General features: G+C 70.3%; 16 protein-coding genes. 6 read left to right on the top strand and 10 right to left on the bottom strand.

Going from position 1 to position 12616, the window contains the following annotated elements; all coding sequences use genetic code 11:
- Positions 1-37: 37 nt before the first annotated feature.
- Together OWR29_RS04520 and OWR29_RS04515 are read right to left on the bottom strand one after the other, a co-directional pair.
- The gene (locus tag OWR29_RS04520; RefSeq protein ID WP_267561118.1) at positions 38-1003 is read right to left on the bottom strand and encodes an NADPH:quinone reductase; all 966 of its coding nucleotides are present in this window, start codon (positions 1001-1003) and stop codon (positions 38-40) included.
- Complete coding sequence (locus OWR29_RS04515) at positions 1003-1287, bottom strand: antibiotic biosynthesis monooxygenase (RefSeq protein WP_267561117.1); 285 nt, start codon at positions 1285-1287, stop codon at positions 1003-1005. Before OWR29_RS04515 ends, OWR29_RS04520 begins: the two co-directional genes overlap by 1 nt.
- Before the next feature lie 61 nt (positions 1288-1348).
- Between OWR29_RS04515 and OWR29_RS04510 the strand changes: the two genes are divergently transcribed.
- Positions 1349-1783, top strand: coding sequence for a MarR family winged helix-turn-helix transcriptional regulator (locus OWR29_RS04510; protein WP_267561115.1), 435 nt, complete (start codon positions 1349-1351; stop codon positions 1781-1783).
- On the opposite strand, the gene OWR29_RS04505 is transcribed toward OWR29_RS04510, so the two are convergent.
- The gene (locus OWR29_RS04505) at positions 1773-2120 is read right to left on the bottom strand and encodes a DUF488 domain-containing protein (RefSeq protein ID WP_267561113.1); all 348 of its coding nucleotides are present in this window, start codon (positions 2118-2120) and stop codon (positions 1773-1775) included. The genes OWR29_RS04510 and OWR29_RS04505 overlap by 11 nt on opposite strands.
- A 90-nt stretch (positions 2121-2210) precedes the next feature.
- Here OWR29_RS04505 and OWR29_RS04500 point away from each other — a divergent pair, with 90 nt between their 5' ends.
- Positions 2211-3578, top strand: coding sequence for a DUF808 family protein (locus OWR29_RS04500; protein WP_267561112.1), 1368 nt, complete (start codon positions 2211-2213; stop codon positions 3576-3578).
- Positions 3579-3957: 379 nt separating this feature from the next.
- Here the strand turns inward: OWR29_RS04500 and OWR29_RS04495 are convergent, their stop codons facing one another.
- Entirely contained in the window at positions 3958-4617 is a 660-nt protein-coding gene (locus OWR29_RS04495) for an HAD family hydrolase (protein ID WP_267561111.1), read from the bottom strand.
- Positions 4618-4625: 8 nt separating this feature from the next.
- Entirely contained in the window at positions 4626-5117 is a 492-nt protein-coding gene (locus tag OWR29_RS04490; RefSeq protein ID WP_267561110.1) for a GNAT family N-acetyltransferase, read from the bottom strand.
- 294 nt (positions 5118-5411) lie between these two features.
- Between OWR29_RS04490 and OWR29_RS04485 the strand changes: the two genes are divergently transcribed.
- Positions 5412-5588: a hypothetical protein gene (locus OWR29_RS04485; RefSeq protein WP_267561108.1), complete on the top strand. Its 177-nt coding sequence runs from the start codon at positions 5412-5414 to the stop codon at positions 5586-5588.
- Between the two features lie 286 nt (positions 5589-5874).
- Here the strand turns inward: OWR29_RS04485 and OWR29_RS04480 are convergent, their stop codons facing one another.
- Complete coding sequence (locus tag OWR29_RS04480; RefSeq protein WP_267561106.1) at positions 5875-7371, bottom strand: MFS transporter; 1497 nt, start codon at positions 7369-7371, stop codon at positions 5875-5877.
- Positions 7372-7469: 98 nt separating this feature from the next.
- Here OWR29_RS04480 and OWR29_RS04475 point away from each other — a divergent pair, with 98 nt between their 5' ends.
- The 3 genes from OWR29_RS04475 to OWR29_RS04465 all read left to right on the top strand — a co-directional run bounded on the left by OWR29_RS04475 (position 7470) and on the right by OWR29_RS04465 (position 8711).
- Positions 7470-8021 carry a TetR/AcrR family transcriptional regulator gene (locus OWR29_RS04475; protein ID WP_267561104.1) on the top strand — a complete coding sequence of 184 codons (552 nt, stop codon included), beginning with the start codon at positions 7470-7472 and terminating at the stop codon, positions 8019-8021.
- 54 nt (positions 8022-8075) lie between these two features.
- A complete protein-coding gene (locus OWR29_RS04470; RefSeq protein ID WP_267561103.1) occupies positions 8076-8396 on the top strand; it encodes an STAS domain-containing protein in 321 nt (106 codons plus the stop codon).
- Between the two features lie 159 nt (positions 8397-8555).
- On the top strand, positions 8556-8711 hold the full coding sequence (locus OWR29_RS04465) for a hypothetical protein (protein WP_267561102.1): 156 nt from the start codon (positions 8556-8558) through the stop codon (positions 8709-8711).
- Here the strand turns inward: OWR29_RS04465 and eda are convergent.
- The 4 genes from eda to OWR29_RS04445 are packed head-to-tail and all read right to left on the bottom strand — an operon-like array spanning position 8708 to position 12595.
- Positions 8708-9301, bottom strand: coding sequence for a bifunctional 4-hydroxy-2-oxoglutarate aldolase/2-dehydro-3-deoxy-phosphogluconate aldolase (gene eda / locus OWR29_RS04460; RefSeq protein WP_267561101.1), 594 nt, complete (start codon positions 9299-9301; stop codon positions 8708-8710). The two genes, OWR29_RS04465 and eda, sit on opposite strands and share 4 nt — an antisense overlap.
- On the bottom strand, positions 9298-10254 hold the full coding sequence (locus OWR29_RS04455; RefSeq protein WP_267561100.1) for a sugar kinase: 957 nt from the start codon (positions 10252-10254) through the stop codon (positions 9298-9300). The genes eda and OWR29_RS04455 overlap by 4 nt, the downstream gene beginning before the upstream one ends.
- Complete coding sequence (locus OWR29_RS04450; protein WP_267561099.1) at positions 10251-11267, bottom strand: L-idonate 5-dehydrogenase; 1017 nt, start codon at positions 11265-11267, stop codon at positions 10251-10253. Before OWR29_RS04450 ends, OWR29_RS04455 begins: the two co-directional genes overlap by 4 nt.
- A complete protein-coding gene (locus OWR29_RS04445; RefSeq protein WP_267561097.1) occupies positions 11264-12595 on the bottom strand; it encodes an MFS transporter in 1332 nt (443 codons plus the stop codon). Before OWR29_RS04445 ends, OWR29_RS04450 begins: the two co-directional genes overlap by 4 nt.
- Positions 12596-12616: the final 21 nt, after the last annotated feature.

The raw sequence follows: 12616 nt of genomic DNA, 5'->3' as shown, positions 1-12616 counted from the left end.
CCGTCCTGCAGTGATCCTCGCGCAGCCCACTGAACACTTACAAGACCAGGACCACCCGGCCCGGAGTGGCGGGGTTCTCGACCAGTTCGTGGGCCCGCACGATCTCGTCCAGCGGCAGCTCGGCCGCGATCGGGTAGCGCAGATCGCCGGCCGCGAGCGCCGGGGTCAGGTCGCGGGCGGCCAGGTCGTTGGCGTCTTCCGGGAAGTCGTCGTTGCTGAGGAAGCGCACGGTGATGTTCTTGAAGGCCAGCGGCCAGTACGGGATCCGGGGCTCCGCCTCGGTCGTGGCGTAGGTGGCGATCACACCGCCGTAGGCCAGCAGCTTCTCGTCCAGCCCGGCGTTGCGATCGAAGGCGAGTTCGGCGATCCGGTCGACCGGCTCCCCCACCGCCTCGACGAGGTCTTCCGACGAGACATCGACGACGTGGTGGGCGCCGGTTGCGAGGGCCGCCTCGACCTGATCGGGATGGCGGACGGTCGCGATCACCGTGGCGCCACCGCGGCGGGCGACGGCCACAGCGGCCCGGCCGACGGCGCCCAGTGCGCCGGTGACCAGAACCCGCTGGCCGGTGACCGGGCCGTCGGCGAAGACCGCGCGGTGGCCGGTGATGCCGGGAATGCCGAGGCCGGCTGCCTGGGTGAACGGCACGTCGTCAGGGAGCGGGACGGCGTGGGCGGCCGGGACGACGGTGTACTCGGCGGCCGTACCGAAGGGACGGTAGGACTGGGCAAGGTAGACCCAGACCCGTTGGCCGACCCGGTTCGCGTCGACGCCCTCGCCGACGGCGTCGACCACGCCGGCGCCGTCGCCGTGCGGGATGACGCGGGGGTACGGCATGGTGGAGCCCCACCAGCCCTGTCGCTTGCCGATGTCACCGACATGAATGCCCGAGGCGTGAACACGTACGCGCAATTCGCCTTTCGCCGGTTGCGGCACGGGCATCTCGCCCACCCGCAGCACCTCGGCCGCGGGACCTTGCTTGTCGTACCAGGCGGCCCGCATCACTCGGTCACCCCCTCTTCCGAGCTCACCAGCTCGCCGATCGCGGCGAAGAAGGCGGCGATGCCGGGCCGGTTGGCGCCCTTGGCCCGCGACGCGGCGAACGCCTCGGGGCTTTCCCACAGCACGAAGTCGAGCCATTCGTGGCCCGGCAGCCGCACGAGGTGAGCGTCGAGGAAGCCGGCGCGGTCGGCGCGGAAGTCGGCGAGCATGGCGGGGCGGGCCCGCAGCAGATCCGCCTCGCGGGCGGGGTCGACCCGGAACCGGGTCAGTTCGACGGTAGCCATGCCGGTTACGATATGGTCCAAAGATTGGACCGTCCAGTAATTGGACTATGACGGGAGTTACATGGGACGCAGCGCACGCAAGGCGGAGTTGCCCGACCTCGGGATGCTCGCGACCCGCCTGCTGTTCGGGTTGCAGGGCGAACTGTTCCGGATAAGCGCGGAACACGGCTTCGGTGACCTGCGCCCGCAGCACGGGGCGGTGCTGGCCCACCTCGACGAGGACGGCCTGCGGCAGAACGAGTTGACCCGGCTGGCCGGCCGCAACAAACAGACCATCGGGGCGATCCTCGACGAACTGGAGAAATTAGGGTACGTGGAACGGGTTCCCGATCCGGCCGACCGCAGGGCCAAGCTGGTCATGCCGACCGGTCGCGGCCTCGAACTGATGCGGCTCTCCGACCGGATCGTGGCCGACATCGAGAACCGGTACGCGCAGAAGGTCGGCCGGGAGGATTATGAAGCCTTTTTGCGTACGTTGCGGGCGATCACCGATTGAGCAGGGCGGCCAGAACGGCCGCCTCACTGATGTCCGCGTTTTTGCTCGCGGTCAGCAGGAGCAGCGGTTTCTCGGCCAACTCCCGCAGGTGGGCCAGCTGTCGGGCCTGCTCCCCCGCGGCCAGCTCGGCCTCGTAGCGGCGGCGGAACTCGGCGAACTTGTCCGGGTCGTGGCCGTACCACTGGCGCAGCTCGGTCGAGGGGGCGACCTGCTTGCACCACTCGTCGAGCGCGGCACGCTCCTTCGTCATGCCCCTTGGCCAAAGGCGGTCGACCAGCACCCGTGTTGTCGCCTTGTCGACCGGCTCGTCGTACACCCGCCCGAAACGTACCCGCATAAGCCTGCATTCTGGCCCCGACGGCGCGGCGTGCCCACCTAGGCGAGAATGTGAGGGCACGCACGTGCCCGAACTGAGGAAGGACTTGTCTTGGCCGGTGGACTCGTAGCCCTGCTGGATGACGTGGCGGTGCTGGCTCGCGCCGCTGCCGCGTCGGTCGACGACATCGGGGCGGCCGCCGCGAAAGCCGGCGCCAAGGCAGCCGGTGTCGTGATCGACGACGCCGCGGTCACGCCCCAGTACGTGCGCAACCTGGCGGCCGAGCGGGAAGTCCCGATCATCAAGCGCATCGCGATCGGCTCGCTCCGCAACAAGTTCCTGATCATTCTGCCCGCGATCCTGCTGCTCAGCCAGTTCGTGCCCTGGCTGCTCACCCCGATCCTGATGCTGGGCGGCGCCTACCTCTGCTACGAGGGCGCGGAAAAGGTCTGGGCCAAGATCGCCCACCACGACGCCCACGGCGCGGGCGAGGAGAAGGCCCCCGACGAGAAGACCCTGGTCGGCGGCGCGGTGCGCACCGACCTGATCCTCTCGGCCGAGATCATGGTCATCACGCTGAACGAGGTCATCGACGAGCCGTTCTGGTCCCGCCTGGCCATCCTGGCCGTGGTCGCGCTGGTCATGACCGTCCTGGTGTACGGCGTGGTCGGCCTGATCGTGAAAATGGACGACGCCGGCCTGCGCCTGTCCCAGCTGTCCGGCCCGATCGCCGGCTTCGGCCGCGGCCTGGTCAAGGCCATGCCCATCGTGCTGACCGCCCTGACCATCATCGGCACGGCCGCCATGCTCTGGGTGGGCGGCCACATCCTGCTGGTAGGCACCGACGAGCTGGGCTGGCACTGGCTGTACGAGCAGGTCCACCACCTGGAGGAAGCGGCCCACGACGCCACCGGCGCGCTGGGCGGCCTGATCGGCTGGCTGGTCAACACGATCGCCAGCGCCATCCTGGGCCTGATCGTCGGCGCCCTCATCGTCCTGGTGATGACCTACACAGTCCACCGCCGCAAGCCCGACGCCCACCACCCCGCCGACGCCCACACGCCGAACGCCGCCCGCCCCTCGGATATCGCGGGCACGCCGCACGCCGCCGGCACACTCGACACCGCCGGCACGCCGAACGCCGCCCGCACCTCGGATGCCGCGCCCACGCCCGACACCGCCCACAAGTCTGATGCCGCCGGCACGCCCGACGCCCGGCCCGCCACGCCCTCGACCGGCGCGGTCACCGCCACCGACGACGAACCCGCTGCCAAGAGCGCTACCACACCGGCCGACAAGGCCACGACCACGACCGAAACGCACCCCGCGAAACACGACGAGCCCGTCGCCACCAGCCCCGATGCCGCTCCCCCGACGCCCTCGACGCCGCGAGCCGGCGGTCAGCAAACGACCGGCGGTGAGCGTCCAGCCGAGCCGACGGCCAAGACCGAACGCGAAGCAAGCACCGAATCACATTGAGCGGCAGGACCGCCGGGCCCGCCAGCCCGGCGGTCAATCTCCACCCGAGCCGACGTTCGAACGCGAGGCAAGCACCGAATCGCATTTAAACCGCCGGGCTGCTCAAAGCCCCGGCGGTTTGCCTCGTCGGCAGCCGGCCGATCCCCGTCCGGCACCTCCCGGCAAGCGACCGGCAAGCGAATTCGAGGGCTCAGAACTGGACCACGGCAAGGCGGCCGAGCATCCCCAGCCCGACGGTGACCAAATCCCGCAGCCACGACCGGGCCGACGAGCAGGCGCGCCTCCGCTCCCAGGTACGTTCGCCGGACGAGCGACTGCGACTCACCTGATAAGCGGCCCGATCGGCCGAAATTGGCGGATCGCTCGAGCTCGGCGCTGGCTACGGGACGGCCGGAGTGTCGAGCTGGTCGACGGCGGCGGGTAGGCCGGGGAACGTCTCGATCACGGCGGTGACGTGGCGCTGGTCGAACTCGTCGAGACGGCGCACGCCGCTCTGCAGGCAGGCGATGAAGCGGATGCCCGCGCCGCCGGCGGCGACCGCGTCACCCGGCGAGTCACCCACGTAGACACATTCGGCCGGCGTGAACCCGGTCTCGGCGAGCAGTTCGTCGAAGGCACGCGGATCCGGCTTGCGGAACCGCGTGTTGCCCTGGTGGTAGGCGCCGCTGACCCGCCCGGCCAGCACATGGTCCGGAGCCAGCATGTGCTCGACCTCAGCCTCGGCGCGCGAGGTCAACAGCAGCACGGTCCGGCCGCCCAGAACCAGCTTGTCGAGCGCTTCCAGATTCTCCGGCGGCACGACGTCGAGCCGCCCCGCCGCCAGATACTCCCGCAGCACCCCCGGGAACACCTCGGCGAACCGTTCCAGGTCGACCCCAGGCGACCGCACCGGCATCGCATCCAGCAGCACTTCGCCCCACGTCGACTTGTGCACCGCCCGCGACATGGGCGGCCGCCCCATCCGCGCGAGCACATCGTTCACCAGCTCGAACGAGCCCGCCTCAGTCAGACAGAGCGTGTCATCAACGTCAACGATCACCGCTCGAATCACGAACCCGCCCCGCGCCCGTCAAGCCGCAAAATCGTCTCCTCGATCTCCGCCTTCCGCGCCTCGGCGAACCCCACGTCCGTGCCAATCCTGACGAACCCGGCCCGCTCAAGAACCCGAATCGACCCGGCGTTGTCACTGGCCGCCCGCCCGAACAACGGCCGCACAGAAACAAGTTCCAGAAGCTGCGCGAGGGCCCGCCCAGCGATCCCCCGCCCCCAGTACTTCCGGTCCACCCAGTAAGTCACTTCGGTGTCCCCCTCAATGACGAAGGCCGCGGTGCTCCCCACGACCCGCCCATCCAGGGTGATCACCCGATTGGTCACGTCGTCCCGAGCCCTGATCTTCGCCATGTGAGCGTCAAAGGCCGCCCGATCATCCGGATCCCTGGCCACAAACGCAGCCATCCGCACCGCCTCCGGATCCCGCATCATCGCGAACAGCAGATCAAGATCCGAGTCCTCAATCGCACGCAGCGCAACCTCACCCATGACTTCCCCCCAAGTCCGTCCGCCACGATCCACAACGCGACACCCAGCATCCACCCCCGCAACCGCGCACACACCACCGACGCCAACCGACACTCAACGCGCAACGCCCGCCCAAACGCGCACTATCGCTCAACGCATTGCTCGTTCAAACGCGCACTATCGCTCAACGAGCACTACTCGCTCAAACGCGCACTATCGCTTAACGAGCACCTTCGCTCAACCCCGCGTCGTCACGCAGCAGCGAACGCGACCTCACCGCCTAGACAGCGCGGCCGTGTCTTCCAGGCTGGGCAAGTGGCCGCCCCAGTCCAAGGGGACGTGCACGGCGTGGTGCAGGCGAGCCAACACTTGACGCGCATCGCTCGCTCACACGCGCACTTCTTGCTCAAACGCGCACTGTCGCTCAACGAGCACTTCGCTCAAACGAACAACTTCGCCGCGATCGTCTTTCTCGTGCTGGCCTTCGCGTGAGCCCGACGCTCGTAGTCGCCGAACAAGCGAAACCGCTGCGTAGCGCAAACGCAGACCTCACCGGCACGGCCGACAGGTGGCGCGCACGTTCGCTCAAACGCGCACTGCTCGCTCAAAACACGCACTATCGCTCAACGAACAACTTCGCTCGTTTGTCGCGGTCACGCCATTGAGCGCGACGATCACCGATCTGCATCATCCTTGCGGATGCCGGCCGACAACTCGGAACGCTGCCGGCGGACTTCGCCGTGTGTTGCGCCTCGGGCCCATGCGGTTGCGCGCGCCGTCAATCGAGTCGGGCTTCCACGGGGCGGGAGGGGACGACCCGCCAGGCTAGGAGGCCGGCCACGGTTAGGAGGACGGCGGCGATCACGGATGTGCTCTGCATGGCGTGGCTGAAGGCTTCCTGGGCGGCGGCAACCTCGGTTCCGGTGGAGACCGCGGTGGCCAGGGATTCGGTCACTGCCTCGCGGGCGCCTGTGGGTAGGGCGGATAGGTCGGGCAGGGACGCGCGGTACAGCACTGTATGCAGTGTGCCGAGCAGGGCGATGCCGAGCGCTACGCCCAGTTCGTACGCCATTTCGGAGATGGCCGAGGCTGACCCTGCGCGCTCGGCTGGCACCGAGGCCAGGACGGCATCGGTGGAGGCTGTGAACGCCAGACCGACGCCGAAGCCGATCACCACCAGGCCCACGGCCAGCACCAAGTAGCCGCTGCGGCCCTCGCCCACGGCCAGGACAGCGAGGCCGGCCGAGGCGACCAGCAGGGACAGGCCCAGCGCGCGGCCGACGCCGAGCTTCGTCATCGCGCGGACGGCTACCACGACGACCGCGACCATGGCCAGCGTCAGCGGGAGTTCGCGCAGTCCGGCCTGCAAAGGCGAATAGCCGCGTACGAGTTGCAGGTACTGCGAGAAGAAGAACAGCAGGCCGCTGAACGCGAAGATGGCGATCAGGCTGGCCAGGATCGTGCCGCTGAAGGCCGGCCGTGCGAACAGAGTGACGTCGATCAGCGGTGACTTCAGCGTCCGCTGGCGTCGCACGAACCAGAGCACCGCGCCGAGCCCGAGGGCTGCCGCAGCGAGGGCGGCGCCGTCGATGCCCGACTGGGCGGTGTGCTTCACGGCCCAGACGAACGGCACGACCGCGGCCACCGACAGCAGCGCGCTCAGCGGATCGAAACGGCCGGGCGCGGGGTCGCGCGATTCCGGCACCAGCGCGGCCACCGTGATCAGCACCAGCACGATGATGGGGACGTTGATCAGGAAGACCGAGCCCCACCAGAAGTGCTCGAGTAGCAGGCCGCCGACCAGCGGGCCGAGCGCGGCGCCGCCCGAGGCGCCGGCCGACCAGACCGCGATGGCGCGGGTGCGCAGCTTCGGCTCGGGGAACATGTTGCGTACGAGGGAAAGGGTCGACGGCATCAGCGTCGCGCCCGCCACGCCGAGCACCGCCCGGGCCGCGATCAGCCAGCCGCTGCCGGGTGCGAATGCGGCCAGCAGCGATGCCACGCCGAAGCCGGTGACGCCGATCATCAGCAGCCGCCTGCGGCCGATCCGGTCGGCCAGCGTGCCCATGCTGATCAGCAGGCCGGCCAGCGCGAATGAATAGACGTCACCGATCCAGAGCAGCTGGGTGCTGCTGGGCGCGAGGTCAGCCATGAGGGCCGGAACGGCCAGCGCCAGCACGGTGCCGTCGATCGCCAGCAGCGTGACGGCCAGGGTCAGTGCACCCAGCCCGGCCCACCGGCGCGAACCCACGCGCGTAGCGACTGTCGTTTCCATGCGAGCCAGGTTACCGACCATTTGGTCGGTGCAACAGACCAAATGGTCGGCAACTAGAGTGACCTGGCCAACCCACGAAGGTTTGGAAGGGAACAGCGATGCGCGATGCCGGCCGGACGCGGCGCTCGGTGCTGGACGCGGCCGCCCGTACGGTCGCGGCCAACGGCACGGCGGTCAGCCTGGACGTCATCGCGCGGGCGGCGGGCGTCTCCAAGAGCGGCCTGCTGCACCACTTCCCCTCCCGGGACGGGTTGTTCCTGGCACTGGCGGCCGACCTGGCCGAGCGATTCGCGGACGCCGTGCAGGCCGCGGTCGACCCGCGGGACAACGCACCCGGGCGGCTGGTGCGGGCCTACGTCAGGGCGACCTTCGCCGAACTGGAGAACGGCGCCTCGGCCCCCGAACAGGTGATGTTGGCCGGCGCACTGTCGGCCGTGCCCGGCGTGGACCAGGTGCTGCGCGCGCACACCGAGCGCTGGAACGAGGCGTTCGAGGCGGACGGCCTGCACCCCGACCGGTGCCTGCTCATCGTCCGAGCAGCCGACGGCGCCACCGTGGCCGCCATCTATGAGGGCGCCGCCAACCCCGACGAACTGCGGCACACTCGTGAACTACTTCTGCGGCTGAGCCACGGCGACGGCAGTGTTTGACCCGACTCGGACGGGGTACCGGTGCCCCGTCCGCCACCCGAGATTGAGGTAACGATGTCCCTGGAGTACGAGATCGAGCGCGACGGCGACCGCGTGACTGTGATTCCCGAGGGCGACATCAGCCTCGAGACGGTCGACGTGCTGCGGGAGGTGCTTCGCGGCATTGTGGACAGTCAGAGCGCGGCCTTCATCGACGTGGACATGCACGCGGTGACGTTCCTCGACTCCAGTGGGATCGGCGTGCTCGTCGCGGCGCAGCGGCTGGCGGCCAACCGCGGCACCACGCTGATGCTGCGCGAGCCGACCGCGATGGTGCGCATGGTGCTCGAGATCGCCCATCTGGACGGCCTCCTGGTGCAGGACGCGGCGGCCTAGCAGCCGCCCCCACGGCACGACGCGGCGCTGGACGCGGCGGCACAAAGCAGCAGGACGCGGCGCGGGCGGCCCAAAGCGGCAGGACGCGCCGAAGCGGCGGCGTGAATGCCGGGCTGATCTGCGGGTATTCAGGCGGCGAAGCACAACGAGGGAGCCATCATGACCGACCAGAATCTTGACCGCGGGGCCGACGAGGAAGCCGGCGACGCCCCGGTCGAGGCGGGCGCGACCGACGTCGACGAGCAGTCGCGCACCGACACCGACCGCCTCGAGACGCACGACGAGGCCGACTCGGCCAGCGACACCGACGTCTAGAGGTCCAGGGCCTGGGCCGACAGTTCGGTGATCCGAGCCCAGTCGGCCCGGGCCAGCAGGTCCCGCGCCACCATCCAGCTGCCGCTGGCCGTCCGCACCGACGGCACCGCCAGATAGTCGGCCAGCGTCGCCGCGCTCACGCCGCCCGACGGCACGAACCGCATGCCCGGGAAGGGCGCCGACAGCGCCTCGATGTAGGCCGGCCCGCCCAGCAGCCCGGCCGGGAACAGTTTCACCTCGTCCAGCCCCAGCGCCACGGCCGCCATCACCTCGGAGGCGGTGGCCACACCGGGCAGGATGTCGACACCATGTTCACGGGCCCGCGAGACCACCGCCGTGGAGAGCCCGGGGCACACGATGAACTCGGCGCCCGCCTCGACGACCTGGTCGACGTGGGCCGGCGTGAGCACCGATCCCGCCCCGACGCGCAGACCCGGAACGGCTCGGGCCCGCCTGATGCCCTCCAGCCCCGCCGCCGTACGCAAAGTGATTTCGACGCTGTCGATGCCGCCCGCCAGCAAGGCCTCGCCCAGCGGGACGGCCTGCGTCGCGTCGTCCAGCACCACCACGGGCAGAACCGGGCTGCTCATCGGATCACCTCGTCCTCGATCACCTGGGACAGCTCGCCCGCGAACGGCAGGCCTTCCCAGTCCCCGGGCACGGTCACCACCACTCCCCCGGCCTGGTTTCCGGTGGCCAGGCACCGGTCGACCGCGCCGCCCCGGCACAGAACCGACAGGTAGCCGGCGACGAACGCGTCGCCCGCCCCGACCGGATCCACCACCGCACGGCGCTCGGCGAAGGCCCGGAACAGCGTCCCCTCGGCCAGGGCCAGCGATCCCAGCGGCCCTAGCTTGATGACGACCGTGCGCGGCCCGGCCGTGCTGAGCTTGGCCGCCAGTTCGGCGCCGCCGTCCCAGCCGCCCGGCCCCTCGGGCGCGCCGAGCACCATCGCAGCCTCGGACACCCCGGCGAAGAGCAGGTCGACCGAGGGCAGCAGCTCGGCGAAGACCGCCTGCGCCTCGGCGTCGCTCCAGAGCGTGCGCCGGTGATTCACGTCCAGCGACACCAGCGTTCCCGCCCCTCGGGCCACTTCGATGGCGTACGCCATGGCCTGTCGTGGCCCCGCCCCGAGCGCCGGGGTGATGCCGGTCAGGTGCAGCACATCGGCCGCCACGATCGCGTCGGCGTCCACGTCGGCTTCGGTCATCCGGGACGCCGCGCTGCCCGCCCGGTAGTAGCGCACGCGGTTCGGTGTGCCGTTGCGGTGTTCCTTCAGCATCAGCCCGGTCGGCGCGACGGCGTCCCGGGCGGCCAGCACGCGCACCCCCTCGGCCCGGATCTCGCGCCGCACATGGGCGCCGAGCGCGTCGTCGCCGAGCCGGCTCATCCACGTCACGGGCACCCCGAGCCGGGACAGTCCGATGGCGACGTTCGATTCGGCGCCGCCCATGCCGACCGGAGCCGGCTCGCGCAACATTCCGTTGGCCGGCACCGACAACAGCGCCATGGTCTCGCCCAGGGTGGCCACGCCGCCGGTCACGCGGCGCCGATCCGCAGCATCACCTTGCCGCCACCGCCCGCGCGAGCCCGTTCCAGGGCCGCGGGCGCGTCCGCCAGGTCGTAGGACGCGCTGATGAGTGGTTCCAGGTCAAGGCCTTCGCCCAAGGCCCGTACGGCGTCAGTTATCTCATCGGCGAAGCGGTACGACCCGATCCACGTGATCTCGCGGGTGACCAGATCGCCCAGGACGGCCGGCGTGGCCGTGCCGGGCAGGTTGCCCACCTGCACCAGCGTGCCGCCCCGGGCGGTGGCCCGCAGCACCGCCCCCAATGCCGCGGGCACACCCGAGGCCTCGAACACGAGCTCCGCGTCCGAGGGCAGGCCCTCACCCGTACGCACGTTCACGGTCTTGTCGGCGCCCAGGGCGGTCGCCATGGCCAGCGGCGCGTCGGCGACGTCGGCCACCGTGACGGCGGCCGCGCCGGCCAGCTTGAGCGCGGCCACGACGAGGCATCCGATCGGGCCGGCGCCGTTGACCAGTACGTCGCGCCCGGCCACCGGAACCCGGGAAACCGCGTGCATGGCCACGGCGAGCGGCTCGGCCAGGGCGCCGTGCCGGGTCGACACGCCGTCCGGCAGCGGCCGCAGCTGGTCGGTCCGGACGACGACCGCCTCGGCGAACCCGCCGTCGGTGTGCGGGTCGAACGCGGCCGAGCCGAGATAGCGCACTTGCGTGTTGAGGTTGTCGCGCCCGGCCAGCCGGTCGGCCAGCTCGCCGATCGGGGTCGACGGGTGCACGGCGACCGGCACGCCGACCAGATCCGAGGGCACTCCGGCGCCGACGGCGGACACCCGGCCGGCGATCTCGTGGCCGAGGATCAGCGGGTGTTTCAGCGTGGCGGTGCCCGAGGCGGCGTGGGCGTAGTACGACACGTCGGAGCCGCAGATGCCGCCCCACTCGACCGCCACCCGCACCTCGCCCGGGTTCACCGACGGCAGATCGAGCTCGTCAACGCGTACGTCGGAAGCGCCATGAACCACGACGGCCTTCATCGGACCTCCTCCAGCTTGGGCGAGTGCCGCGGCTCGGAGACGGTCGCGTCCTCGAGCTGAACCAGGTCCCGGCCTCGCGTCTCGGGCGCCAGCAGCGCCGAGACCAGAGTGATACCCGAATAGACGATGAGCATGGCCGCGATGGGCCACCAGTGCCCGGTCCAGGCCGTGAGCGCGGCCGCCGTGACCGGCCCGATCGCGGTGGCCAGGATGCCGCCGATCTCCTTGGCCAGAGCCAGCTGGGTGAACCGGTTGCGGGCGCCGAACAGCTCGGCCATCGTGACGCTCTCGAGCGAGAAGAGCCCGAGCACGCCCACGTTAAGGCCCAGGATCATGCCGGCCATGAGGCCCGCGGTGCTGCCGCTGGTGATGAGCAGCATCATCGGCACGGCGAAGAGCATCGTGAGGATGCTCAGACCTATGTAGACCGGGCGGCGGCCGACGCGGTCGCCGAGCAGGCCGATCAGCGGGACGGTGGCGAAGCCCAGCAGCGAGCCCCAGACGATCGAGGTGGTCGGCACGCTCTTGCTGACGGCAAGATCGGTCGCGATGTAGCCGACCAGGAAGGTCTGCACGAGCCCCGAGTTGCCGGCCTGGCCGAACCGCAGGCCCAAGGCGAGGAAGAAGGACTTACCGCGGCGCTGCGGGGAAGCCACTGCGGCCTTGGTCTCGCGCTGCTCGAAAACGGGGCTCTCCTTGAGGTTCCGCCGCATCCAGACGGCGAAAATCATCAGGAAGAAGCTGAGCAGGAAGGGCAGGCGCCAGCCCCAGCTGAGCAACTGCTCGTCGGACAGCACGGCGACCAGGATCGCCCACAGCCCCGAGGCGGCCAGGGTGCCCGAGTTGGTGCCCAGCGACACCAGCGAGGCGATGAGCCCGCGCCGCTTCGGCGGGGCGTACTCGGCCAGCATCACGGTGGCCCCGGCGATCTCGGCGCCCGCCCCGAAGCCCTGGATCAGCCGCAGCAGCACCAGCAGCATCGGAGCGAGAATGCCGATCGCCTGGTACGTCGGCAGGACACCGATGAGAGTGGTCGAGGCGCCCATCAACGTGATGGTGATGAACAGGACGCGCTTGCGGCCGATCCGGTCACCCATGCGGCCGAAGTACACGGCGCCGGCCAGCCGGGCCACGTAGCCGACGCCGTAGGTCGCCATCGCGGCGATCAGGCCGATGGTCGGGCTGACGTCGGGGAAGAAGATGCGGTTGAAGACGATCGCGGCGGCCAGCGAGTAGAGCTGGAAGTCCATGAACTCCATGGCCGTGCCGAGCCAGCCGGACACGGCGGCCCGGGTCAGGTCCTTGGTGCTGCGCTGAGCGGGGGTCATAGTGCACTCCGTCTTTGCCTG

Source organism: Paractinoplanes pyxinae (assembly GCF_026626335.1).
Lineage (GTDB): Bacteria > Actinomycetota > Actinomycetes > Mycobacteriales > Micromonosporaceae > Actinoplanes > Actinoplanes pyxinae.
The sequence above is the reverse complement of the archived record's forward strand: the minus strand, read 5'-3'. Positions and strand labels throughout refer to the sequence as shown.